The 24,189-nt window shown below is 65.7% G+C and carries 18 protein-coding genes; 12 read left to right on the top strand and 6 right to left on the bottom strand.

The window, feature by feature from the left end; all coding sequences use genetic code 11:
• Positions 1–608 precede the first annotated feature (608 nt).
• The 4 genes from prpB (at position 609) to ACLJEU_RS01675 (ending at position 4,914) form a co-directional block, all read left to right on the top strand.
• Positions 609–1,448 carry a methylisocitrate lyase gene (prpB, locus tag ACLJEU_RS01690; RefSeq protein ID WP_414663397.1) on the top strand — a complete coding sequence of 280 codons (840 nt, stop codon included), beginning with the start codon at positions 609–611 and terminating at the stop codon, positions 1,446–1,448.
• An 84-nt stretch (positions 1,449–1,532) separates the two neighbouring features.
• Entirely contained in the window at positions 1,533–2,705 is a 1,173-nt protein-coding gene (gene prpC / locus ACLJEU_RS01685; RefSeq protein WP_414663398.1) for a bifunctional 2-methylcitrate synthase/citrate synthase, read from the top strand.
• Between the two features lie 68 nt (positions 2,706–2,773).
• A complete protein-coding gene (locus tag ACLJEU_RS01680; RefSeq protein WP_414663399.1) occupies positions 2,774–4,252 on the top strand; it encodes a bifunctional 2-methylcitrate dehydratase/aconitate hydratase in 1,479 nt (492 codons plus the stop codon).
• Positions 4,253–4,329: 77 nt separating this feature from the next.
• Positions 4,330–4,914 carry an ORF6N domain-containing protein gene (locus ACLJEU_RS01675; RefSeq protein ID WP_414663400.1) on the top strand — a complete coding sequence of 195 codons (585 nt, stop codon included), beginning with the start codon at positions 4,330–4,332 and terminating at the stop codon, positions 4,912–4,914.
• Between the two features lie 46 nt (positions 4,915–4,960).
• Here the strand turns inward: ACLJEU_RS01675 and ACLJEU_RS01670 are convergent, their stop codons facing one another.
• Entirely contained in the window at positions 4,961–5,404 is a 444-nt protein-coding gene (locus ACLJEU_RS01670; RefSeq protein ID WP_414663401.1) for a YXWGXW repeat-containing protein, read from the bottom strand.
• A 287-nt stretch (positions 5,405–5,691) separates the two neighbouring features.
• Here ACLJEU_RS01670 and ACLJEU_RS01665 point away from each other — a divergent pair, with 287 nt between their 5' ends.
• From ACLJEU_RS01665 to ACLJEU_RS01645, 5 genes are all read left to right on the top strand, one after another.
• Positions 5,692–6,369, top strand: a complete 678-nt coding sequence (locus tag ACLJEU_RS01665) for an ABC transporter ATP-binding protein (protein WP_414663402.1) — start codon at positions 5,692–5,694, stop codon at positions 6,367–6,369.
• A complete protein-coding gene (locus ACLJEU_RS01660; RefSeq protein WP_414663403.1) occupies positions 6,366–9,020 on the top strand; it encodes an ABC transporter permease in 2,655 nt (884 codons plus the stop codon). Before ACLJEU_RS01665 ends, ACLJEU_RS01660 begins: the two co-directional genes overlap by 4 nt.
• Before the next feature lie 188 nt (positions 9,021–9,208).
• Positions 9,209–10,363, top strand: coding sequence for a lipocalin-like domain-containing protein (locus tag ACLJEU_RS01655; RefSeq protein WP_414663404.1), 1,155 nt, complete (start codon positions 9,209–9,211; stop codon positions 10,361–10,363).
• 168 nt (positions 10,364–10,531) lie between these two features.
• On the top strand, positions 10,532–11,920 hold the full coding sequence (gene asnS, locus ACLJEU_RS01650; RefSeq protein WP_414663405.1) for an asparagine--tRNA ligase: 1,389 nt from the start codon (positions 10,532–10,534) through the stop codon (positions 11,918–11,920).
• Positions 11,921–12,086: 166 nt separating this feature from the next.
• Positions 12,087–13,715: a peptide ABC transporter substrate-binding protein gene (locus tag ACLJEU_RS01645; protein ID WP_414663406.1), complete on the top strand. Its 1,629-nt coding sequence runs from the start codon at positions 12,087–12,089 to the stop codon at positions 13,713–13,715.
• 187 nt (positions 13,716–13,902) lie between these two features.
• Here ACLJEU_RS01645 and ACLJEU_RS01640 read toward each other — a convergent pair whose 3' ends face one another.
• Genes ACLJEU_RS01640 through ACLJEU_RS01630 form a run of 3 tightly spaced genes read right to left on the bottom strand, consistent with a single transcriptional unit; the run spans position 13,903 to position 18,212 of the window.
• Complete coding sequence (locus ACLJEU_RS01640; RefSeq protein WP_414663407.1) at positions 13,903–15,165, bottom strand: exo-alpha-sialidase; 1,263 nt, start codon at positions 15,163–15,165, stop codon at positions 13,903–13,905.
• A gap of 18 nt (positions 15,166–15,183) precedes the next feature.
• Positions 15,184–17,904 (bottom strand): TonB-dependent receptor domain-containing protein, encoded by a 2,721-nt coding sequence (locus tag ACLJEU_RS01635; RefSeq protein WP_414663408.1) that lies wholly within the window; start codon positions 17,902–17,904, stop codon positions 15,184–15,186.
• Positions 17,865–18,212 carry a carboxypeptidase-like regulatory domain-containing protein gene (locus ACLJEU_RS01630; RefSeq protein ID WP_414663409.1) on the bottom strand — a complete coding sequence of 116 codons (348 nt, stop codon included), beginning with the start codon at positions 18,210–18,212 and terminating at the stop codon, positions 17,865–17,867. Before ACLJEU_RS01630 ends, ACLJEU_RS01635 begins: the two co-directional genes overlap by 40 nt.
• A gap of 354 nt (positions 18,213–18,566) precedes the next feature.
• Between ACLJEU_RS01630 and ACLJEU_RS01625 the strand changes: the two genes are divergently transcribed.
• Complete coding sequence (locus ACLJEU_RS01625; protein WP_414663410.1) at positions 18,567–19,658, top strand: substrate-binding domain-containing protein; 1,092 nt, start codon at positions 18,567–18,569, stop codon at positions 19,656–19,658.
• A 42-nt stretch (positions 19,659–19,700) separates the two neighbouring features.
• On the top strand, positions 19,701–20,582 hold the full coding sequence (locus tag ACLJEU_RS01620; RefSeq protein ID WP_414663411.1) for an alpha/beta hydrolase: 882 nt from the start codon (positions 19,701–19,703) through the stop codon (positions 20,580–20,582).
• A 20-nt stretch (positions 20,583–20,602) separates the two neighbouring features.
• Here ACLJEU_RS01620 and ACLJEU_RS01615 read toward each other — a convergent pair whose 3' ends face one another.
• Positions 20,603–20,968: a helix-turn-helix domain-containing protein gene (locus tag ACLJEU_RS01615; RefSeq protein WP_457795330.1), complete on the bottom strand. Its 366-nt coding sequence runs from the start codon at positions 20,966–20,968 to the stop codon at positions 20,603–20,605.
• 25 nt (positions 20,969–20,993) lie between these two features.
• On the opposite strand from ACLJEU_RS01615, the gene ACLJEU_RS01610 reads away from it, so the two are divergent.
• Positions 20,994–21,974, top strand: a complete 981-nt coding sequence (locus ACLJEU_RS01610) for a pectinesterase family protein (protein ID WP_414663413.1) — start codon at positions 20,994–20,996, stop codon at positions 21,972–21,974.
• A gap of 257 nt (positions 21,975–22,231) precedes the next feature.
• On the opposite strand, the gene ACLJEU_RS01605 is transcribed toward ACLJEU_RS01610, so the two are convergent.
• On the bottom strand, positions 22,232–24,118 hold the full coding sequence (locus tag ACLJEU_RS01605; RefSeq protein ID WP_414663414.1) for a heparinase II/III domain-containing protein: 1,887 nt from the start codon (positions 24,116–24,118) through the stop codon (positions 22,232–22,234).
• Between the last annotated feature and the right edge of the window lie 71 nt (positions 24,119–24,189).

Genomic DNA, 24,189 nt, shown 5'->3' with positions numbered 1-24,189 from the left:
GGTGGAACTAAGACGGGGACTAATTCAGAAGCCAGAAAGCCATGAGACCAAGGCGGAGGTTGAGCAGGAAACCAGGAAGCGATGAATCGGACTTTGGCATCGGTCGTCGCACTGCGATGAAGGCATCATCCACCGAGATTCAACCAGCAAGTTTAAGCAGGCAGCCATGAAGCCAGGAACCGGACGTTGGCATCGATCATCGTACAGGGCGTCAAAAAAGGTAGGGCGCGTTGTCCCCAACGCGCCGCTTGCCGGAGTTCATCACGGTGAGCGCGGCGGCTTGGGGACAAGCCGCCATACCTTTGCTCAGAATTTTTTGGTCCCGCCCACGGATCGCCTTTCCGGGTTTCAGGGTTTCCTGCTCAATCCCTGCCGTAGCCTCCTGGCTTTCTGGCTTTAGAATTCTTTCCCTATTTCGCGCTTAACCCATTCAGCTTCCACACGCGTAGTCCCGCCCACGGATCGCTCTTCCGGGTTTCAGGGTTTCCTGCTCAATCCCTGCCGTAGCCTCCTGGCTTTCTGGCTTTAGAATTCGTTCCACGTTTCACGCGTCACCGCGGCCATGGGTTTTCTCGACTCGTTGCGCGGATCTCCTCACGTTCGCGCGCGTGAGCAATTCCGTGACTCCCGGCAACCGGTTCCGCGCCGCCCTCGCCGCTGAACGGCCGCTCCAAATCGCCGGCACGATCAACGCCTACAGCGCCCTGCTCGCCCAACGCGCGGGATTCCGCGCCCTCTACCTTTCCGGCGCCGGCGTCGCGAATCACTCGTACGGCATTCCCGATGTCGGCGACACCTCGCTCGCTGACGTCCTGATCGACGCCCGCCGGATCACGCACCGCGTCGACCTGCCGCTCCTGGTCGACATCGACACCGGCTGGGACGATCCCGCCACCGCCGTACGCGAACTGGCCGCGGCCGGCGTCGCCGCCGTTCACCTCGAAGACCAGGTTCCGACCAAGAAATGCGGCCACCTGCCCGGCAAACAGATCGTCCCCACCGCCGAGATGGTCGAGCGCGTGCGTGCCGCCGTCTCCGGCAAACCCGAAGCCAGTTTCGTCGTGATGGCCCGCACCGATGCCGCCGCCAACGAAGGCGTGCCCGCCGCCATCGCGCGCGCGCAGGCCTACGTGGCCGCCGGAGCCGACATGATTTTCGCGGAGGCGCTGCGGACGCTGGAGGACTTCACGCGTTTCACCGCCGCCGTGAACGTCCCCGTCCTCGCGAATCTCACCGAGTTCGGCCAGACGCCGTATTTCACCTGCGAGGAATTGCGCAGCACGGGAATCGCGATGGTGCTTTACCCGCTCGGCGCCTCGCGCGCCGCCGCCGCCGCCTCACTCGAGGTGTTCACCGCCATTCGACGCGACGGCACCCAACGCAACGTCATTGGCAAAATGCAAACCCGCGCCGAGCTGTACGACATCCTTGGCTACAAGAACAACTGAACCACGAAGACACAAAGACACGAAGCGATCGGAAAGTGCCATTCTCCGTGCCTCCGTGTCTCTGTGGTAAAAAACCCACCGCCCATGAGCGACTCCGCTCCCCTTTCCGCGCCCAAGATCAAAAAATCCGTCGCCCTCTCGGGCGTGGTCGCCGGCAACACCGCCATCTCCACCGTCGGGCAGACGGGCAACGATCTCCACTACCGCGGCTACGACATCGCCGATCTCGCCACCCACGCCTCGTACGAGGAGGTGGCGTATTTGCTGATCTACGAACGGCTGCCCACCAAGACCGAGCTCGAGGCCTACCGCCGCCGGCTGATCAGTCTGCGCGGCATTCCGGCGCCGGTGCGCGCCATCCTCGAACAACTCCCTGCCTCGGCCCACACCATGGGCGTCATGCGCACCGCGTGTTCGGCCCTCGGTGCGCTCGAACCCGAGCGCGCGCCTGCCGGCAGCGCGGGCCCGACGGATCTCACCGTGGCGCGCGATATTGCCGACCGGCTGATCGCAAGTTTCCCCTCGATGCTGCTGTACTGGCATCACTTCGCGACGAAGCACAAACGGATCGACGTTGAAACGGACGAGCCGTCGCTCGCGGCACATTTTCTCCGGCTGCTGCACCAGCGCACGCCGTCGTTGCTCCACACGCGCGCGCTCGATCGCTCGCTCATCCTTTACGCCGAGCACGAGTTCAACGCCTCGACCTTCACCGCGCGTGTGATCGCGGGCACCGGGTCTGGCATGTACTCGTGTGTCACCGGTGCCATTGGTGCGTTGCGCGGGCCGAAGCACGGGGGCGCGAACGAGATTTCGCATGAGATTCAGCAGCGCTACGCCACGGCCGACGACGCCGAGGCCGACATCCGGGCGCGCGTGGCCCGCAAGGAAATCATCATCGGCTTCGGCCATCCGGTGTACACCACCGGCGATCCGCGCAATCCGATCATCAAGGAGATCGCCCGCGAACTCTGCCTCGACGCCGGCCGCCCGGAGGTCTTCGCCATCTGCGCGCGCATCGAAGCCGTCATGGCGGAGCTGAAGAAGATGTTTCCCAACCTCGATTGGTACAGCGCGCCCGCGTACGACATGATGGGCGTGCCCACGTCGTTCTTCACTCCGCTCTTCGTCATGGCCCGCACCGCCGGCTGGTGCGCGCATGTGATCGAGCAGCGCCAGGACGGAAAAATCATCCGACCCAGCGCCCACTACACCGGCCCCGACGATCGGCCCTACGTGCCCATCGAAAAGCGCTGACTCACCACGAAGGCACGGAGAAAGCCCTTCTCTTCGTGCCTTGGTGTCTCTGTGGTTTCAATTGATCCATGTCCGCTCCCATCTCCAACGTCCGCCCGCCTCCTGATCCGCTCCTCACGTCGCTCGCCGACTACGCGCTGAGCTCGCAGCCGCCGAGCGACGAGGCGCTCGACACCGCCCGCTGGTGCCTCGCCGACACGCTCGCTTGCGGCATCATGGCCCTGGCTTATCCGGCCTGCGCGAAACTCCTCGGCCCCATCGTGCCCGGCACCACGATTGCCCGCGGCGCCCGCGTGCCCGGCACCGCGTATGAACTCGATCCGGTGCAGGCGGCCTTCGACATCGGCACGATCGTGCGATGGCTCGATTTCAACGACACCTGGCTCGCCGCCGAATGGGGCCACCCGTCCGACAATCTCGGCGCCATCCTCGCCGTCACCGACTGGATCAGTCGTAACCAAACGGCGGCGCAGCCGCTCGCCGCCTTTCAATCTCAGATTTCAAATCTGAAATCTCAAATGACCATGCGCGACGTCCTCGTCGCGATGGTCAAGGCCCACGAAATCCAGGGCGTGCTCGCGCTCGAAAACTCCTTCAACCGCGTCGGACTCGATCATGTGTTACTTGTGCGCATTGCCTCCACTGCCGTCGCAACCGCTCTCCTCGGCGGGACGCGCGAGCAAATCATCAACGCGCTCTCGCACGCGTGGCTCGACGGCTCCGCGCTGCGCACGTACCGACACGCCCCCAACACCGGCTCGCGAAAATCCTGGGCGGCAGGCGACGCCACGAGCCGCGCGGTCCGGCTCGCGCTCATCGCGCTGACCGGCGAAATGGGTTACCCGTCCGTCCTCACCGCGAAAACCTGGGGCTTTCAGGACGTCTCGTTCCGTGGCAAAACGATCCTCCTGGGCCGCCCGCTCGGCAGCTACGTGATGGAACAGATCCTGTTCAAGATTTCCTTCCCCGCCGAATTCCACGCGCAGACGGCCGTCGAATGCGCGATGAAACTCCACCCGTTCGTCCGCGATCGCCTCGACGCCATCACGCGGATCGAGCTCACGACGCACGAGTCCGCCATCCGCATCATCGACAAGACCGGCCCGCTCCACAATCCGGCCGACCGCGATCACTGCCTGCAGTACATGACCGCCATCGGCCTGATCTTCGGCGAACTCACGGCGGAACACTACGAGGACTCCATCGCCGCCGACCCACGGATCGACTCCCTGCGCGCCACCATGGTGGTCAGCGAGGACAAACAGTACTCGCGCGATTACCTCGACCCCGACAAGCGCTCGATCGCCAACGCCGTGCAGATCTTTTTCCGCAACGGCACATCAACGGAGAAAGTCGTCGTCGAATATCCGATCGGCCACCGCCGGCGCCGCAGCGAAGGCATTCCCGTGCTGCAGAAGAAAGCCGCCGCCGCCTTCGCCGCCCACTACGGCCAGCCCAGGGCCGCGGAGCTCGCTGCGCTCTTCAGCGACCGCGCCCAACTGGAAGCGATGCCGGTGCACGCCTTCATGAGCCGGTTTGCGACCTAGACGGACGGTAAACAGCGCCCTCTGTTTTCGCTTTTTCGGACCTTGTCCGGGCCCTCCGCCGCTCGTCGAGTGCGGCCATGTCCCGCCGAACCAAGCCCCGCGCCCCCGTTGCTGTAACCGATTCAGTCATCCGCATCGTGCGCGGCGAGCGCGTGATCCTCGACGCGGATCTGGCGCGGATCTACGGCGTTGAAACCAAGGCCCTGAATCGCGCCCTGAAGCGCAATGCGAGGAAGTTTCCCTCTGACTTTCTCTTTCGACTCACCCCGGCTGAAGAGAAAATCTTGAGGTGCCAAATTGGCACCTCAAGTGGCAGTCACGGCGGCCGCCGCTACCGACCGTTCGCATTCACCGAGCATGGCGCCATCATGGCCGCCAATATCCTCAACAGTCCCCAAGCAGTGCAGATGAGTGTCTTCGTCGTCCGCGCCTTCATCAAAATGCGCGCCGCACTCACCGACACCCGCGAACTCGCCCAAAAGCTGACCGCACTGGAACAAGAGCTTACCGGGCGACTCGACACCCACGAATCCGCCATCGTGGATGTCCTCCAACGCATCATGGCCCTGCTCGACCCTCCGCCAGCACCACTCGACGAGCCACCAACGAAAAAGGAAATGGGCTTCCATGCGGCCATGAAGTCCGCGGGCAGAAAGACGTAGTCTGTGTTTTGATACGCGCATGCACCCGCGGCCCGCAGGCCCGGGCTCAACGCCACACACCCTCGATGAAAACGTGGACGCCGTCACGGCGCTCCCAACGCGGCTCGACCCACACCGCGCGGGGCCGCGGCGGACGATCCCAATGACCCGGGATCCACACGTACACTCGTCCGTCGTGGCGCCAGTGTCCCGCGATCCACACGTGTGCCGGCGAAGGCCGATCCCGTTCGACGATCACTTCCCGGCGCGGGGGCGGAGGTGATTCGCGAACAATGATCACCTTTTCAACCACCCGCGGCGGCTCCGCCACGACGACGGTCGGCGGAGGCGCACTCACCACGGCCACGGGCCGGTGACGCCGTTCGGCCACCACGCAGCCGGACAGAAAGGACAGGGCGGCGCCGAGACCGGCGAGTTGCCCCAACGCGATCCACGCGCGGCGCGAACCCGCGGACCAGACCACATGACGGGAGAGAAGTTTGGGGTTCATGGTGGGTGAGACGCTCAAAGCTGGCGGGAAATTCTCCTTCGGCTCCTCAAACCCAGAATTAAGCCCGTAACCGCGCGACTCCCTGCAATGTCGCGCCCGCATCGTACGTGTGACTACGTAGAAGGGAGGAATCCCGATCAGCGGTGGCGATCCCCGCGCCAGCCCCCGCCCCGCCTCACACTTCATTCCCCGCCCTTTCTTCTGGCGGGAACAACGAACTTAATAGCTGTGCGACGATAGCACACGGACGTTCGCCTTCCGCCGCAAAGCGCGTTGACTCCGCGCGCATGGCTTCCGCTCTCGCCCAAGTCGTCCTCGACGTCGTCTCCGTTTCCAAGAGCTACGGTGCGCGGCGCGTGCTCGACGATGTGTCGTTTCAGGTCTCGGCCGGGCAGCGCGTCGCCCTCACCGGGCCCTCCGGCAGCGGCAAGACCACCCTGCTCAACTGCCTCGGCGGCATCGACCGGCCTGACACCGGCAGTCTCACGCTCAACGGCCAGCGCATCGATCAGCTCGATAGCGACGACCTCGCCCGCCTGCGCCGCGAACGGGTCGGCACGGTGTTTCAATTCTTCCACCTGCTGCCGACGCTCTCGGCGGCGGAGAACGTCGAGCTGCCGCTGCAACTCCTCGGCGTGCCCGCCGCCGAACGCAGCGAGCGCGTATCCGCGTTACTGGCACGCGTCGGACTCACGGCGCGCGCCGCGGCCTTTCCCGGCCAGCTCTCCGGCGGCGAACAGCAACGCATCGCGATCGCCCGCGCGCTCGTGCACCAGCCCGCGCTCATCCTCGCGGACGAACCCACCGGCAACCTCGATTCCGTCAGCGGCGAAAACATCCTGCGCCTGCTGCGCGAGCTGACCGACGAAACGCACACGGCGCTCGTGCTGGTCACGCACAGCGAGGAGGCCGCGGCGATCTGCCACGAGCGCGTGCATCTGCGCGACGGCCGGATCACGCCATGAGGCCGGCATCCGCGGTCTCCCTGCTCCTCACGCGCTTCGCGCTGCGCCACGCCCGCCAGGCTCCGCGCCAGACCGCGTTGCTCGCCGGCATTCTCGCGCTGGGCGTGGCGGTGTTTGTCGCCGTGCGGCTCGCCAACCAGGCGGCGGTCGCGAGTTTCACCCACTTCACCGACACCCTCACCGGCCAGAGCGACTGGATCATCCAGCCCGCCGCCGGCACGCTGCCGGAAAATGTACTCGCTGAACTCCGCACGGAGCTCGGCGCGCAGCCGGTCCACTTGTTTCCCGTGGTCGAAACCACCGCGTCGCGCCCACGCCGCCCGGGCGAACCGGCGACCGGGCGCACGACGTTTACCTTGCTGGGCGTAGATCTGATCGCCCTGGCCAATCTCGCGCGGCAGCAGGGCACCGGGGAAAACCTGTTTGCCCGCCGCACCGAGGGCGCCGCGGCCACCGGGCGTGCGCCCGATCCGAATCGCGGGTTCTGGACGGATTTCCGCAGTGGGCCGCGCCTTTGGATCAGTCACGCGCTTGCCACGGAGCTCGGCGCGGCGACGTCGCTCGATCTCGTGGTCAACGAGACGCCGCACGCGCTCCCGATCGCCGGCGAGATTCCCACGGCGAAGGACGCACCCCGCGCGCCGCCCTCGCTTGTGCTGCTGGACTTGCCGCAACTGCAGGTGCTCGCGGGCAGACCCGGTCGCATCGATCGCGTCGAATTCATCGTCGAACCCGGACCGCGGCTCGACGAACGCCGCGAGGCGTTGCGCGCGCGGCTCACGGAACTTGGCCGCAATGGCGAACGGTGGATCGTGACCTCACCGGGTGCCAAGCGCGACACCGCCGAAACCATGACGCGCGCGTTCCGGTTGAATCTCACCGTCCTCTCGTTGATCGCGCTGCTCGTCGGACTGTATCTGATTTTCCAAGCGCTCGACGGCGCGGTGGTCCGCCGCCGCAACGAAATCGCCATCCTGCGCTCGCTCGGCGTGGAAGAGCGCGCGATTCGCCGCGCGTGGCTCGCGGAGGCCGCGCTGCTCGGCGCGATCGGCGGCGCGCTGGGCGTGCTGCTCGGCTGGGCGGGCGCGCAATTTTCCGTGCGCGCCGTCGGCCAGACCGTCAACGCGCTCTACTACGCCACGACCGTCGCCTCCGCCACGCCGAGCCTGCTTGAGGCCCTACTCGGCGTGGTGCTCGGCATCGGCGCGAGTCTGGTCGCAGGCTGGTGGCCGGCGCGCGAAGCGGCCCGCACGCCGCCCGCGCAAGTGCTGGTCCGCCACGCCGCGCCGGCGCCGGGTTCGGCCGTGATGCGACACGCGTGGCTGGGCACGGCCCTCGTGGCGCTGGGCGTCGCGTGCGCACTCTTGCCGCCGCTGCGCTTCGCCGGCGGCAGTCGCTTTCCGCTCGCGGGCTATGCGGCGGCATTCCTGTGGATCTTCGGCGGCGGCATGTTGTGCGGTTTTCTGCTGCCGTGGCTCGCCCGCGCCGGGCGCACGTTTCGCAATCGTTCCGCCGTCGCGCGGGTCGCGTTGAGCCATCTGACGAATCCGTCGGGCCGACACCGGCTCGCGGTCGCCGCGTTGCTCTGCGCGATCGGCATGACCGCCGGCATGGCCATTCTCGTGGCGAGTTTCGAGCACACCGTGCAAGGCTGGGTCCGGCGCTCACTGCAGTCGGATCTCTATCTTTCGAGCAACGCCGCGCAGAGCGCCTCGTCGCAGAATCGCATCTCGCCCGCCACCTGGCGCGCCATCGCCGCGCATCCCGCGGTCGAGGCCGCGAGCGTGCTGGCGGCGTTCACGCTGCAGCTCGACGGCACGCCCACGATGCTCACCGGCACCGACCTGCAGCTGGTCCGCACGCGATCGGATCTGCCGTGGGTTGAGGCGCCGCGCGACGAAGCGGTCTTCGATCCCGCGCGCAACGCCGGTCTCGCGCTCGCCAGCGAAAGCTTCTCCGCGCGCTTCCGTAAGGGCCGCGGCGATACGCTGCAACTGCCCACGCCTGCGGGCACGAAGACGCTCACGCTCGCCGGGATCTACGCCGACTACGGCAACGAACGCGGCTCGCTGCTGATCGATCGTGCGCACGTGGTGGCGTGGTTCGGCGACGACCAGGCGGCCAACCTGTCGCTCTTCCTGCGACCGGGCACCGACGCCGACGCCCTGCGCGCCGAACTGCTCGCGCGCCACCCGGGCCTCGTCATCTACACCAACGCCACGCTGCGCGCAGAGATCCTGCGCATCTTCCGGCAGACGTTTTCCATCACCTACGCGCTCGAAGTCATCGGTGTCGCCGTGGCCGTCATCGGACTCGCTCTCACCCTCGTCAGCGTGCTGCTCGATCGACGCGACGAACTCACGACGCTTCGCGCGCTGGGTTTTTCGCGCGGTGAGATTGCGCGCGCCACCGCCATCGAGGGATCGGTCGTCGCGGCGTGCGCCGTCGCGGGCGGTCTCCTGCTCAGCCTCGCGCTCGGGTGGCTGCTGATTCACGTCATCAACAAACAATCCTTCGGCTGGACGCTCGGCTTCGCTCTGCCGGTCGGCCAACTCACCGCCCTCGCGATCACGGTCGTCGTCACGGGCGGAATCGTGAGCTACGCCGTTGGTCGCTGGGGCGCACATTTGCCCGCGGATCGCGAAGAATGAAAGCGAGCCCACCCGTGATTATCGTGGATTACCCAGCGAGCCTCCGCACCCTCACCGCCGGCCAAGCGATTCTACCGCGGATTTCGCGGATGGCGCGAATGGTTTCAGGCCGCTGCGGCCTTGATCTGCGCGATCACCGCCATCCGCGGTCAATTTCTGTCCCTGCGGTGTTAACGCGGTTCGCAGCCGTGGCGCTCTCCGTTTTCCTCGCCTGCTGCGGCGTGATCGGCAGCGCTTACAGCGCAGTTCCCGCCACCACCGCCGACGGCTTCGCCGTCCCGCAACCCGGCCATCGTTTCACCTTTCCACGCGATCACGGCAGTCATCCGGAGTTCAAGATCGAGTGGTGGTATCTGACCGGCCATCTGTACGCGCAACCCGCCGGGGCCTCGGGCGACAAGGCGGTGGCGCGGCGTTTTGGTTTTCAGGCCACGTTTTTCCGGCAGGCCGGGCCGCGGGAAACGACGCCGGTGAAGGCAGAGTTCGGGACCGCGCATCTGTTTCTCGCGCACATGGCTCTCGTCGACGAGCGCACGGGAAAATTCATCCATCAGGAACGCCTGAACCGCGAAGGCTGGGACGCCGCCGCGGACACCGCGACGCTCGCGGTGCGCAACGGCAACTGGTCGTTGCGGCTCGCCGATCCGGCCGACGCCACTGCGACGCCCACGCTGCTGCTCGCCGGTGGCGTGCACGCTGAGGCGGCTTTCACGCTGACGCTGCGTCCGACCAAGCCGCTGGTGGTGTTCGGTGAAAACAGCGTGTCGCGCAAGGGCGCCGACGTCACGGCGGCCAGTTACTATCTCACGTTTCCACGCCTCGCCGTATCCGGCGATCTCACGCTGCAGACGGAGGCCGCGCCGGAAACGCTGAGCGTCACCGGAGAAGCCTGGATGGATCACGAAATCAGCAGCAGCCAGTTGAGCGGTGGCCAAGTCGGCTGGGATTGGCTGAGCGTGCAGTTCACGGACGGCCGCGAGCTGATGCTCTATCAACTTCGTCTGCGCAACGGCACGGCCGATCCGGCCTCGACGCTGACGTGGATCGATCCCGCGGGCCGCACGCAGCGCGCGCCGTTCACATTTGAAGTCATCGATCGGTGGACGAGTCCGGCCACGGGAGCGACGTATCCGTCGCGCGTGCGCGTGACGACGACCGATCCCGCCACGCAGGCGACGACGGCGTTCACGGTGGAGCCGTTGGTCCGCGCGCAGGAACTGCCGGGCACGCTCGGCGGCGTGCCGTATTGGGAGGGCGCGTGCCGCGTGCGCGATGCGTCCGGACGTGAAGTCGGTTCGGCGTACCTCGAGCTCACGGGGTATGCGAAGGAATTGAAGCTGTGAGGTGGACGGTCACTGGGAAGTAGCTTTGGACCGCGACCGCCCCCGGTCGCCTTCCGAACCATGCGACCGGGGGCGGTCGCGGTCCCAGGATCGGTCGCAGGAAAGGCATTCCCGTTTTCCTCATTTGCCACTGACGCCCCACTGCGCTTCGTTGAGCTCCACACCGCCATGTCCCGCACTCTCGTCAAAGATGCCCTGAACGCCACCGCTGCGATGGATGCCGTCCTGCTCCAAGGCTGGGTTCGCACCCGCCGCGACGCGAAGGCGTTTTCGTTCATCGAGCTCAACGACGGCTCCTGCCTGAAGGGCATTCAGGTCATCGCCAACGCGACGCTCGCGAACTACACGACCGAGATCGCGAAGGCGCACACCGGCGCCTCGATCGAAGTACGCGGCAAACTCGTCCCCTCGCAGGGCCAGGGCCAAAAATGGGAGGTCATCGCGGAAACGTTCACCGTCGTCGGTGAAGCCGACGCCACGTATCCGCTCCAGAAGAAAGGCCACACCCTAGAGTTCCTGCGCGAGATTGCGCACCTGCGGCCGCGCTCGAATCTCTTCGGCGCCGTCTTCCGCGTGCGCAGCCGGCTCGCCTACGCCGTCCACCAGTTTTTCCAGCAAAAGGGCTTCGTGTACGTGCACGCGCCGATCATCACGGCGAGCGACTGCGAGGGCGCCGGTGAACTGTTCCGCGTGACCACGCTCGATCCGTCGCACCCGCCGATGACCGAGGAGGGCGACGTGGACTTCAAAAAGGATTTCTTCGCGAAGAAGGCGTACCTCACCGTCAGCGGGCAGCTCGAGGCCGAGACCTTCGCGTGCGCGCTCTCCAACGTTTACACGTTTGGCCCGACCTTCCGCGCGGAAAACTCCAACACGTCGCGACACGCCGCCGAGTTCTGGATGATCGAACCCGAGATGGCGTTCTGCGATCTGCAGGGCGACATGGACCTCGCGGAGGAGTTTGTGAAGCACCTGATTCGCGACGCGAAGGAACACTGCGCCGCCGACCTCGAGTTCTTCAGCAAGTTCGTCGACAAGGACCTGCTCACGCGCCTCGACTTCGTCCTCGAGCGTCCGTTCCAGCGCTGCAGCTACACCGAGGCGATCGCGATCATCGCGGCGTCGGGCAAGACGTGGGAACATCCCGTGCAGTGGGGCGACAATCTGCAGAGCGAGCACGAACGCTTCCTCGCCGAGGAACACTTCAAGTGTCCGGTCACCGTCTACAATTACCCGCGCACGCTGAAGCCGTTTTACATGCGCGTGAACGAGGACGGAAAAACCGTCCGTGCGATGGATCTGCTCGTACCCGGCATCGGCGAGATCATCGGTGGCAGCCAGCGCGAGGAGCGCCTCGACGTGCTGCGCGAAAACATGGCGCAGCACAAACTGTCGGAGAAGGAGTACTGGTGGTACCTCGATCTGCGCCGTTACGGCACCGTGCCGCACGCGGGCTTCGGCCTCGGCTTCGAGCGCATGCTCATGTTCGTGACCGGCGTCGGCAACATTCGGGACGTGATCCCGTTCGCGCGCACCCCGGGCACGGCGGAATTCTGAGCCGTGAACACCGTGGGCCTGGGTGGCTACGAGCGCCAGCGAGTGGCCTTTGGGCCGCCGTCCACTCGCTGGCGCTCGTAGCCACCCAGCCGCAATCCTGCACCCGAATTGATTTCGCCCGGCGCAGGTTTGCCATTTTGGCCAGCAACCTGCAATGGTGCGGGCCGTGTCGTTTCGCCTGAACCGCCCACTCCTCGCCGTCCTGGCGCTCGTAGCAGCCTGCTCCCTTTCCGCCTGCAAGAAGCGCGAAACGGACGTCACCCGCGGCGACCAAGCCGGCATCCTGCACGTCGGCAACGGCGCGGAGATTCAGTCGCTCGATCCCCATCTCGCCGGCGGCGCGGTCGATCACAATGTCCTCTGCGCGTTGTTCGAGGGCCTGATCACGCTCGACGAGACGACGTTCCAGCCGCGGCCCGGGGTGGCGGAGCGCTGGGAGATTTCGCCGGACGGCCTGACCTATACGTTCTATCTCCGGCCGGGCGCGCGCTGGTCCAATGGCGATCCGCTCACTGCTAACGATTTTCTCTACAGCTTCCGGCGCGCGCTGACGCCGTCACTGGGTTCCGAATACAAGGACGCGCTGTATCCGGTCCGCAATGCCGAGGCGTTCGCACGCGGGCAGCTGGAGAACTTTGCGCTGGTCGGCTTTCGCGCGCACGATGACACCACCTTCGAGATCACGCTGGCGCGGCCCACGCCGCACTTCATCACGGTGCTGCGGACGAACGTCGCGTTCCCGGTGCACGCGGCTTCGGTCGAGCGCGGTGGCGCGAAGTCCGACGATCGCACGGCGCAGTGGACGCGCGCCACGCCGTTCGTGAGCAACGGTCCGTTCCGCTTCCGCGAGTGGAAGGAACACCAGCACGTCGCCTTGGAAAAGAATCCGAACTACTGGGACGCCGCCAAGGTCCGGCTGAACGCGATCTATTTCCATCCTGGAGAGTCGACCCAGGCCCAGGAGCTCGCGTTTCGCGCCGGCCAGCTGCACACCACGTGGGATCTGCCTTTGTCCAAGGTGGACGCTTACAGGAAGGACTCACCCGGGCTGCTGCGGATCGAGCCGTATTTCGAGAGCTACTTTCTTCGCTTCAACACCAAGCACCGGCTCTTTTCGGACGCGCGCCTCCGCATCGCGCTTTCGCTCGCCATCGATCGCGAGGCGATCGTGAAGAACATTCTCCGCGGCGGACAAACGGCGGCCACCGGGTTGGTGCCACCCGGCTTGGGCGGCTACGTCGCGCCCGGCATCGTCAAATACGACGTCGCCACCGCGAAGAAAATGCTGGCCGACGCCGGCTATCCCGGCGGCAAGGGCCTGCCGCCGGTGGAGCTCGTCACGATCTCATCGGAGATCAACAAAAGCATCGCCGAGGCGATCCAGCAGATGTGGCGGCGCGATCTTGGCGTGAAAACGCAGATCACGCAGAAGGAGTTCAAGGTGCTGCTCGATGCCTTCGACACGCTCGACTACACGATCGCGCGCGGTCGGTGGATTGCCGAGTACCCGGACCCGCTCACGTACCTGTCGATCTTCACCACCGGTAATGGCGTCAACGGCACCGGCTTCGCCGATTCGCGCTACGACACGCTGCTCGCGTTTGCCAACTCCGAGCGCGCTCCGGCGGCCCGCCTCTCGGCCCTGCGCGAAGTCGAGCAGTACCTGCTCAGTCAGATGCCCATTGCGCCGATCTACTGGGGCTCACGCACCACGCTCGTCGCCGCCTCGGTCAAGGGCTGGAAGAATTCGCCGCTGGGATTTCACAACTACAAGGACGTGTGGCTGGAGCCGTGAGGGGGCGGGACGGAGTTGGGAGTTGAGGGCTGAGAGTTGAGAGATTGGACTCGAGCCGGTGCATTCGGGACATCGTATCCGGGGACCAATGGGGCTTTGAGGCTACGAGCGCCAGCGAGTGGGGCGACGTTGCGGTCCCCATTCCACTCGCTGGCGCTTTTAGCCACCACTCCGCGGCGAACTCTCGTCACTTCACCCGAAAATCAGTCGGCACGGCCCATTGGATGCGCGCGGCGTAGACGCTGTTGTCGGCGCCACGCGGATTGTCCACGGGGATGATGATATTCGGACTGAAGGTCTGCATCCACTCCGCGACGGTCACCCAGGTCTCGTCCGGGCTCACCTCGGTCACGCCGAAATTTCCCAACCGCGCGCCGCGATCCGGGACAAGGATGCGCTCGGTCGAGCGTCGCACGGCGAGTTTTTCCACATCCACCTGCCCGATGAACAACGGGGCGCGGTGGCGGATGACGTGGTCGTTGCTGGCGCCCTTGCGCGTGTAGACGAGAAAGAGGCCGTCGCGGTGCGTCACCCAGTGCGCCTGCGTGTTGTACGAACCGAGCTCGGAACCGTCGTCCCAACGCCAGATCCGCGGCGCATCGAAGTGCAGGCCGTCGGTGCTGGTGGCGACGTACGCGTTGAGATCGTTGCGCAGCGTGAGGAAATAGCGGCCGCCGAAGGTCGCGAGCGAGGGTTCGACGAAGCCGCGCGCGCCTTTCACGGTGAGTTCGTTGCCCGCCTCGACGAGACTCAGCGTGGTGCCATCGAAACGGCAGCGCAGCACGCGGGAGCTGTAGTCGACGTCGGTCTGCTTCTTGCCGTAGACCGGCAGCAGAATGTCGCCGTCGGGCAGGTCGACGCGCTGTACCGAGCCGGCACCGGAGTTGAACGCGAGGGCGTCGTCCGGCAGCGCGAGCGTCTTCCACGCCGCCCACGTCCGCTTCTCCGGATCGTACACGGAGTAGGCCGTCTGGCGGGACAACTTGAGATCCACCTTGTTGGTGGAATAGCGCACCGTGTGACCGATCCCGAGCAGCTTGCCGCTCTTCGCGTGCCACTTCGGCCAGTAGTCGCTCACGGCGACGATCACGCCGTTCGGCTCCTCGCGGCGACCGAGCGTCTCGGTGTGTTCGTATGGCCCCATCCACGCCCGCCCAAGATCGTTCGAGCGCATTTCATTCAGAGCGAAGAACACGTCGCTGCCTTTCAGCCAGAGCTTCTGCATCGTGAGCACGACGGCGGGCGAACGATTCTCGCCCCGCGGTACAATTCCCGCGCGCGGGTGCACCCAGCAGTAACTGCCATCGTAACCTTTCGTCAGCGTATCGAGCACGATCTTGTACTGCACCACGCCGGCTTCGGCGGGCGCCCGGTCAGCGGCGAAAGCGAGTGCGCCGTAAGTCAGGCCGAGAACGAGCAGGAGGAGATGGATTTTGGGCCGGGGGATCATATTTTTTCGCGGACTGGACTAGAAGTCACCCTTCATGCCCAGCGTGAATAGAGATCCCGTGTACTGGAAGTAATCAAGCTGCGCGTAGTCCGGCACCCCCGGGCCCCGCGTTCCGGTCCGCTTCACGGAGTGCGTGAGATTGCGGCTGCTGCCGTAGACGGAAAACCACTTGGTGAACCGGTACTCGGCGGACAGATCGATGCGCGTCTGCGGCGCCGTATAGGTGTAGCTGCCGGCGGGGACGGTGGCGCTGGCCACCACGGGACTGCCGCGGATCCACTTGGACTGAATCACGTTGATCTTGCCGATGAAACGAGGCCGCGCGTAGCTCGCTCCCCAGCTGATGTCGCGCGGGGAGAAGTTCGCGAAGTCATCCGCGTTCTGCCCGCCGAGAGCGAGACTCGTCACGTTGGCGTAAATCTGCAGCCCCTTGCCCCAAGCGGGCAGGAAGGCCGCCAGTGACTGCCGGTAACCAACTTCCACGCCCTCGATCGAGGCCTGCCCGAAGTTGCGCTTGGTCAGCACATCGTACGCGAGGTAGTCGTCGCTCAGGCCGAACTCCGCGAGCAGCGCCGGCGTGGCTGACGTGCGGACGGTGCCGAAAAAATTGGCGATGTCCTTCCGGAACAAGCTCACCGAAGCGGTCGCACCCTTGAGCTCATAGAGTTCAAGCGTGAGATCGTAGTTGTTCGCGGTCCACGGGCTGAGGCCTGAGTTGATGGCGGTGATCGTGCGGGTGGCGGAGGGAGAATCGGGATCCGTGACACTGATGCCCGGAATGATCTCCGTCAGCGTCGGCCGGCCGATCGTCTTGGCATACGCGGCGCGCGCAACGAGATGGGGGGTAATTTCAAAGCTCGAGTTGAAGCTGGGAAAATATCCGTCGTAGACGCGTTTCGCCCGCGAGCCCCGCTCGGTCAACTGCAGCCGGGCCCGGGCGAGAGCGTCCGTCGTAATCGGAACAAGCCGGCCCGCGGCATCGCGCCGAAACGCGCCACTGGCATCGCGCTGGTAGGTCGCGCCGATGTCGTTGAGCGGACCGAGTCCCTCGTCGCGCGTTTGTTCGAAGCGCACCCCGCCCACGAACCACAGGCGGTTGCTGAAGAACCGGACATCGCCCCGCACATAGGCTGCTGGGATCGTCTCCTGCAGCCGCTTCGACGTGTTCACCTGGCTGGTGTACTGCGCCGCCTGTTGCGCGGTGCCCAGGACGAAGTATTCCGGGTGCGACACCGACAGGCTGTGCAGTTTGTGCGGGCTGAGCCATTTCACGTTCACGGTGTGACCGGCGGCGTCGGTGAAATTCGAACGCGCGGAATAGCCATCGGCGATGAGATCAAAGTTTCGGGCCACCTGAGCGGCAGCGCCACCGGGCGGGCTGAAGAGCACGCTGAACGCGCCGCCCCGGCTGTCCTTGGTCTGCTGATTGACGACCGCTCCGAACTTGAGTGCCACGGGAACCAGCAGGCTGAAGTCGCGACGCACATTGAACCCGGCCCGCTTGATCTGATCTTCGACCCGCAGCGGGCTGGCAGACGCGGCGGTGACGGAGTAGTTGTTGCCGTCGAAGACATCGACCGGCCTGCCCGCGCTGTTGGTCGCGCTGATAATGGCCGAGCGCTGCTGGCCGATCGCGTCGATGCCCTCGTAGCGCACCACGAGGCCGGTCAGACTGGTGGTGATGTTGTTGAAGAAGCCATCCTCGGTGTCCTTGCGCCGCAGGCCGCCCAGCGAATAGGCGGCGTTCGCATCGATCTTCCACGTCGCTCCTTCAAAACGGTAATTCAGCGTGAAATGTCGCAGCGTCTTGTACTGGCCGGTCCAGGTGTTGAAAACCTGGCTCACGTTGCCGACAGCCGCCGGTGAGCCCTGGCTGAAGGTGGGGCCGCCGGTCGCGTTGGCTCCCACGGTGGACGTCAGGTGAAACTGGCGCGTGAAAACCGTCTGGTTGGAGCCCTGGAAGCCCGCTTGCACGAGGTGCCGATCGGCGGGTTTCCAATCGATCGAAACGGCGGCCAGGTCCCGCTCTTCCGTCAGGATCAAGTTGCCCGGCCGATTTTGGGTTTCGATTCCGCGCACGCGATCCCAGACGGAAAAGAGATATTGAAAATCCGAATACCGCGGCGCCCGCGACAGGGCGAAGGTGAACGCGAGCTGCTTGTTCAGCGGAAGGAGGTAGGACAGATTGAAGGCCGGCTGCGAATAAGGCACGCTGGTCTTGGGGTCCGGCCCCGCCTGCTGGCGCAGACTCGGGTTGATGTCGCCCAGGCCGTTGAGGGCGTTGTTGGTGAGAAACGCGTTGTAGGACAGGAGCGGCTTGGACCGGCTGAAGCCGGACTTGCTGATGATGTTGATCGTCCCGCCGATCGCATTGGCCGGCATCTCCGGCGTGGGCACCTTCGAAACCTCGACCCGCTCGACATTGCCACTCGCACTCAAGCCGAGGTCGAACGTGCGCGTGCCATCCTGCGATGAGGCCATTTCGGAACCGTTCGCCATCACGATGGTGCCGGTGGCGGGCATGCCGCGGATGCCGGCCGACTGCGGCGTCTGGGGGTTGTAGGACATGCTGACCCCCGGAACGAACTTCAGAAACTCGCCGACGTTTCCCTCGCCCATGTCACCGAATTCCTCGAGGGAGATGACATTCTTGATGTTGGGTGCGCTGCGTCTTTCCTGCAGCGCGATCGCCTGCCCGCTCAGTTCGCGCTCGACCACCGTGTAAGCTTCGAGTTGCACGACCCGGCCCTCGGCCGTCGGCCGGCCGGAGAGCACAGCGAAAAATCGCGCCGCACGGTCTGGTCCGCCACCACCCGCGCGGGCTCCACCTGCGGCTCCATGCCGAGAAACGTCACCGCCACCTGCACCTCGCCCACGGGCACGCCGGGGAGCCGGTATTCGCCAACCTCATTCGTCGTGGTCTCAATGGTGGTACCACGCACCGCGACGCGCGCGTGGTGCAGGAAGTTGCCGCTGGTGAGATTCACCACCCGGCCGGCAACGACTCCGGTGGCAGGCTCCGCCGCAGCCATCCAGGGAGCAAGCAACAGCCCGAGGCACGACAGGAAGAGGCGTCGCCACCCGGGACCAAGGCGCCCGACGTGATCCGAACCCTGCGCTCGTAAGGCCGGGCGGGACAGCCGGAAACAGGGAGCACTGCACGAATGCGACGGTGTCGTCTGAGACCTCATGACCGAAGCCGTTTGCGGCGGGCAAGGCGCGGACGTGGAAGATGCGGGAGGGAAGGCGTGGTCCACTCTCCCAAGCTGTAGCAGTTGACTGAGCCCGACAACGCCACCGGACTTGTATTTTCTTAATACACCGAACTCGAAATCGCGCATCGCACACAGGCCCTTGCCGGCCGGAAAATGCGCGCCCCGAAAATCCTCACCGTCCCCGCCATGCAGACGATTCCGAAGCGCTTGACCCTCGTTCATCAGGTGGAGGGAATCCTGCGCGACGGCATTCGCAGCGGGCAGTGGTCCCAGTACCTGCCTGGCGAGCACGAACTTTGCCGGCGGCTGCAGGTGAGCCGCACCACGCTCCGGGCTGCTCTGGCGACGCTGACGAGGGAGCGGTGGCTGCGATCGGCCCGGGGCTATTCGCGCCAAATCGTGAAGAATCGCGGGCTGCGTCAGGATTCGCGCCGAACCGGCCGGGTCGTGCTCATCACCGGCGCACCCGTTGATCTGATGGGCGGCATGCCCATGATCCTGCTCGACGATCTGCGTCAGCAACTCGCGAACGCCGGTTTTGAACTCGAGGTCCACGCGGGACGGGCGTGGCTGGCGCAACGTCCGGAGAGCGCCCTCGAGCGCCTCACCCGGTCGAGAAGCCCCGTGGCCTCGGTGCTCTTCAGCGCGACCGCTTCAATCCAACGGTGGTTCATGGCGAGAGGACTGCCCTGTGTCGTGGTGGGCTCCTGCCACGCTGGCGTCACGCTGCCGACGATTGAGGCGGATTTTTTTGCGCTGGGCCAACACGCCGCCCGACAGTTTCTGAGCCGGGGGCATCGGCGGATTGCGTTGATCCTGCCCGCGCTGGGCATGGCCGGAGAAGCCAAGATGGCGAGCGGCGTTCTTGCGGTCACCGGCGGAATCAAGGACGTCGATGTTCGAATCATGGAGCACGATGGAACGGCCCCGGTCTTGCGGCGGCGCCTCGAGCATCTGCTGCAGGCCGGGCGCCCGACCACGTTGCTGGTGGCAGGCGCGCCTTACGTCATGACCGTGCTGTCCGTGCTGAACCGCGCGGGAATTCGCGTCCCCGAGGGCATCTCCGTCGTCTCGCGCGATCACGAGCCCTACCTCGATTACATCGTACCCCCACTGACCCAATACGCGGTCCAGCCCGCCCGGCTTGCCCGCCGGCTCTCCCGCACCGTGGTCGCACTGGCGCAGGGTGGCAGCGCTCCGATCCGAAGCCAGCTGCTGGTGCCGCAGTTCATTCCGGGTGAAACCCTCGGCTATATGTCTGATAAAAGTACAAGGTGAGGAGGATTGCCCGGCACCGGCACCGTCGCCTCGTTGATTCACGTGCGATTCCTGCGCTTTCCGCTCCCCCTCACGACCCGCCGCGTCCGTCTCGCTCTCGGGCTGCTCGCCTTCGGCGGCGCCGGTGGACTGCGCGCTGAGCCGTTGATTCTGCCGCTGTGGGAGGGAAGTCCGCCCGGCCTCGTCGCCAACGCCGGGCCGGAAGTGACGGACGCCGCCGGCACCGTCGGCAACATCAGCGTCCCGGTCATCGCCGTACACCTGCCGCCCCGCGCCCAAGCGACCGGCGCTGCGTTCATCGTCTGTCCCGGCGGTTCCTACAGCCGCGTCGGTTTGTTCACTTCCGGCATGGGGACCGTCGATCACTTTCTTCCGCAAGGCGTCGCCATCATCGTGCTCAAGTACCGCACGCGCCCGCCGTCGACCGACGTCGTCACCGACTCCCTGGCGGACGCACGGCGCGCGGTCCGGCTCGCACGCCTGCACGCCGCCGCCTGGAACATCGACCCTGCGCGCATCGGCCTGATCGGTTCGTCCGCGGGATCGCATCTGGTGTTGAACCTCGCCACGCACTGGGATCGCGGTGATCCCAATGCGACGGCGCCCGTGGATCGGCAGAGTTGTCGACCGGATTTCATCGGCTTGCTCTGCCCCTGGCCGAACCGGCAGTCCGTCGCGGATTTTCCCGTCACCCGGGAAACGCCCCCCGCCTTCGTCTGCTCGGCCCGCGATGATCAGGTGGCGCCCGCCGCCTTCGCCGAGAGCATCGCCGCCGCCTATGCCACCGCCGGTGTGAATTGCAGGCTGTGGCTCATCGCCAAGGGCGGTCACACCGCATTCAAGCTGGGGACCAACCGCGGCGAGGGTTCACACTGGCCTGAGCACTTCTCCGCCTGGCTGAAGCTGACGCTGCCTTCACCGTGAGCGATTGATTCGGCCCACCACTACCGCGACTGCTTCAGAAATTTCGCCACAGCCTGGGACCGGGAATGCACCTGGAGTTTCTCGTAGATGCGACGGATGTAGGTGTTCACGCTCGGCACGCTCACGCCGAGATCCTCGGAAAATTCCTTGTGGAGATATCCCTTGGTCGGCAGCGCGAGGACTGATTGCTCGCGCGGCGAAAGTCCCTCGAGATTGGTCCGGGCCGTGACGAAATGGCCGGCCGGCCCAACGTGCTCGGCGTCGACTCCGTTGTCGTCCAGTTCCCCGACACGCCGCATGTCTTCTGGCTGTTTCATCCGTGGTTCGATCGGAGCCTCGAGGAGACCGATCGGTTCCTGCAGCGGCATCTGGTTCGTTGACGCCACGCGCGGTGCGTCGAAGTTTTTCACTATGACCCGAACCTGGCTGCACCTCCCGGCCCTCGCGTGGGCCTTCCTGATCGCAATCTCGACGCTCCGCGCGGCCTCCGCGCCCGATGTGATCGTCGCGGCCGATGGCTCCGGCAAGTACACCTCGCTGCAGGACGCGATCAGCGCGGCGCCGATGCGCACGGGGCGCAACGATCCGCGCTGGGTCATCTTCGTGAAGCGCGGCACGTATCGGGAACGCATCTACGTCCAGCGGGAGCGCGGCAACATCCTGGTCCGCGGCGAGGACGCGGCCACGACGATCATCACGTACGATCAGCACGCGAACCTGCCCGGCCCCGACGGCAAACCGATCGCGACGTATCGCACGCCAACCGTGCACATCGACGGCGACGGCATGATCTGGGAAAACATCACGCTGGCCAACAGCGCCGGTCCCGTGGCGCAAGCGCTCGCGGTGCGCGCCGACGGCGACCGCCTCGTGTTTCGCCGCTGCCGCTTCCTTGGCTGGCAGGACACGATCCTCGTCAACCGCGGCCGCCACTACTTCGAGGACTGTTATATCGAGGGCCACGTCGACTTCATCTTCGGCGGCGCGACGGCTTACTTCTCCCGTTGTCACCTGCACTGCCTGAAGGACGGCTACATCACCGCTGCCTCCACGCCCGACGGCACGCAGCACGGTTATGTTTTCGCTGATTGCCGGATCACCGGCGCGGAAGGCGTGAAGGCGTACCTCGGCCGCCCGTGGCGCAATTTTGCGCGCACGATTTTCCTGCGCACCGAGATGTCCTCCGTGATTCCGCCCGCCGGCTGGGACAACTGGGGCAAGTCCGACGCCGAGCGGACGACATTCTACGCCGAGTTCGGCAGCACGGGCCCGGGCGCGAATCCGGCCGCGCGCGTGCCGTGGACGAAACCGCTGTCGGCCGCCGACGTCGCCGCACTCACGCCGCAACGCGTGCTCGGCGGCGCGGATCGCTGGGATCCGGCGAAGCCGTGAGGCACGCGCCGCGCTGCTCGAAAGTACACTCGCTCAAGGCTGGCCGGACTCAGGCAGTTGAAGGTTGAAAGGTGAAAGTTGAAAGAACCGGAAGCAGACCGGTGCATTCAGGACATCGTCGATTGGGTTCGAATTCAGTCACGCACCCGTCGGTGGAAACCTGCCCGCACTCCAGGACCATTGGCTGCTGCTGGGGTGATGGGGGCTTTCGACCTTCAACTTTCATCTTTCAACTAAATGGTTCCGGCGAAACCGGTTTACCATCCGGCGAGTGGCACGATGGGACTGGCGGGGCCGGTGGCCCGCGACGGCACGAGTTGAACGACCAGCCGCTGCGTTGCTCCGGCTGGCACCTGCACTTCGAAGCCAATGAGGCGCGTGCCCTCGTTGCGGGCGTCGATCGGCGTCGGCGGCGGATCGGTCTGGTAAATTGCAATCCGCGCGCCGGCAGGTTCGAGCACGCGAAACGCCAGCTTCTTTCCGGCCTGCGTGAGCGTGGCCTCGCCGGGGCCGTCGACCTTGACGTCCGCACGCGTGACCATCGCCCAGCGCACGGTTGTCGCCTTGGACGTCGCGGTGAACTCGTCCTGCACCCGCACACTCCGATCGGCCTGCAGGTCGACGCCGCGACGCGACGTGGCGAGCTGACCTTTGTACACGGCGCTTGTATCCACAATGGTCCGACCCGTCTTCGCGACGACAATGCGGGCGTCGCCCGCGACCCGCTGCTGCTGGCCGTCGACCATGAGGACGTTGTGACTCGAGGTGCCGAGACGGAAGATTTTCCAGCGGTCGCCGTCCTGATCCTTCGACCAGAGTTTCACGCCCTTCGATTCGAGCGAATTGTAATCCTGCATGCCGAGATCATCCGCCCAGCGCAGGCCGTCGGCATCCATCACGAACGCGCCGACATCCATGTGCGCGTGGCTTGTGCCCGGCGATCCGCCCTTGATGGCGACGTAGCTGGCATCGGGCGTCCAGGCACTGCGGTGAAACGCGACAGGCGTCGGTCCGCCTCCACTCCACGAAAGCGCGGCCGGTGGCGAAGGCCTAGACAGCGTCGGTGGCATCCACAGCAGAATCATGGGCGCGGTGCGTTCGCGGCCAATCCGAGCGGCACGGCGATCCGTCGCGGGCTCGAGCTTCGCCAGTTCCGACCAGAGCAGGTACGGCTCCTGGCGTTGTGCCGCGAACCAGAACATCGCCGGGGCCACGCCGTCGCCGCCGCGACCGCAGTCCGCATAGTTGAAGTACAAGCCCGACGGTCCCGTCACGTGCAGGTAGTAATCGGCGGTGGCGAGGAAGCCCGGTTGCCGGGCCAGGCCAAAGTCGGTGCCGAGCGTGGACTGCAGCGCCGAGATCAGGAGCACGTTGTACGTCGTGCCGTAGCCCCAGTAACCCGGACCTTCCGGATAGGCGCCGTCGGGCACGTACTCATGCATCGAGACCGGCACGGTGTTGACCGCGCGCGCGATGATCTGCGCGGCGAGCGCCGGTTCACTCTCGGCCACGGCGAGCGCGCCGACGGTCATGCCGCCGTTGCAGACCTGATTCCAGTTGTTGGTGGAACGCGTCCACGAACTCGCCTTGAGACTAGCCTTGAGGCCCTTGTTCACGATGGCGTCGCGGAGCAGCTGGCGGGTGGCGTCGTCCAATTGCGGATACAGCCAGTCGTAGCCCACGCCGACGGCCGCGGTCATCTCGGCGACGTCGAGGAAGTGACTCGGATTCCAGTCGGGGAAGGACGCCACCGCCACGAGTTCCGCGCGCGCGCGTTCGAAGTATTTCTTCTCGCCGGTGAGCCGCCACGCGAGGCCGAGGTGCAACACGCGGGAGAGCGCGGTGCGCGACTTGTCGAGCAGTCGACGCCCGATGAGCACGCGCTCCACCGGCTTGCTGGCCAGTTCGCGATCCGCCTCGCGCAGGAGCTCCGCGTTGATCCGCGTCAGCAAAGGATCGGCCGTGATGCGTTGCCGCAGTCCCGCTTCGGCATCGCGCGCCAGCAAAAGACGCGGATGCGCGGCCGGCATCGCCTGCAGCCGCTTCGTCACCTCCGCCACCGGCAGTTCCGCCGGTGCAGCCCAGGCCGCCACCAGCGAAAACGCAGCCATCATCACCAGTCCACCGCAGCGTAGGGTTTTCATGGAAAACGCCGGTGACGTCCAACGTGGCGCGCCGGCTACGTCCGCCACGGCAGCACCGCGCCGGCGCAACA

It is taken from the genome of Terrisphaera buseokensis (assembly GCF_047521145.2).
Lineage (GTDB): Bacteria > Verrucomicrobiota > Verrucomicrobiia > Opitutales > Opitutaceae > ER46.
This window is presented reverse-complemented; position numbering and strand designations above follow the sequence as displayed.

Coding starts and splice junctions, on each gene's coding strand:
- prpC (WP_414663398.1), top strand. CDS start 1,533: ATGAGCGACTCCGCTCCCCTTTCCGCGCCCAAGATCAAAAAATCCGTC.
- ACLJEU_RS01680 (WP_414663399.1), top strand. CDS start 2,774: ATGTCCGCTCCCATCTCCAACGTCCGCCCGCCTCCTGATCCGCTCCTC.
- ACLJEU_RS01675 (WP_414663400.1), top strand. CDS start 4,330: ATGTCCCGCCGAACCAAGCCCCGCGCCCCCGTTGCTGTAACCGATTCA.
- ACLJEU_RS01670 (WP_414663401.1), bottom strand. CDS start 5,404: ATGAACCCCAAACTTCTCTCCCGTCATGTGGTCTGGTCCGCGGGTTCG.
- ACLJEU_RS01665 (WP_414663402.1), top strand. CDS start 5,692: ATGGCTTCCGCTCTCGCCCAAGTCGTCCTCGACGTCGTCTCCGTTTCC.
- ACLJEU_RS01660 (WP_414663403.1), top strand. CDS start 6,366: ATGAGGCCGGCATCCGCGGTCTCCCTGCTCCTCACGCGCTTCGCGCTG.
- asnS (WP_414663405.1), top strand. CDS start 10,532: ATGTCCCGCACTCTCGTCAAAGATGCCCTGAACGCCACCGCTGCGATG.
- ACLJEU_RS01640 (WP_414663407.1), bottom strand. CDS start 15,165: ATGATCCCCCGGCCCAAAATCCATCTCCTCCTGCTCGTTCTCGGCCTG.
- ACLJEU_RS01625 (WP_414663410.1), top strand. CDS start 18,567: ATGCAGACGATTCCGAAGCGCTTGACCCTCGTTCATCAGGTGGAGGGA.
- ACLJEU_RS01610 (WP_414663413.1), top strand. CDS start 20,994: ATGACCCGAACCTGGCTGCACCTCCCGGCCCTCGCGTGGGCCTTCCTG.
- ACLJEU_RS01605 (WP_414663414.1), bottom strand. CDS start 24,118: ATGAAAACCCTACGCTGCGGTGGACTGGTGATGATGGCTGCGTTTTCG.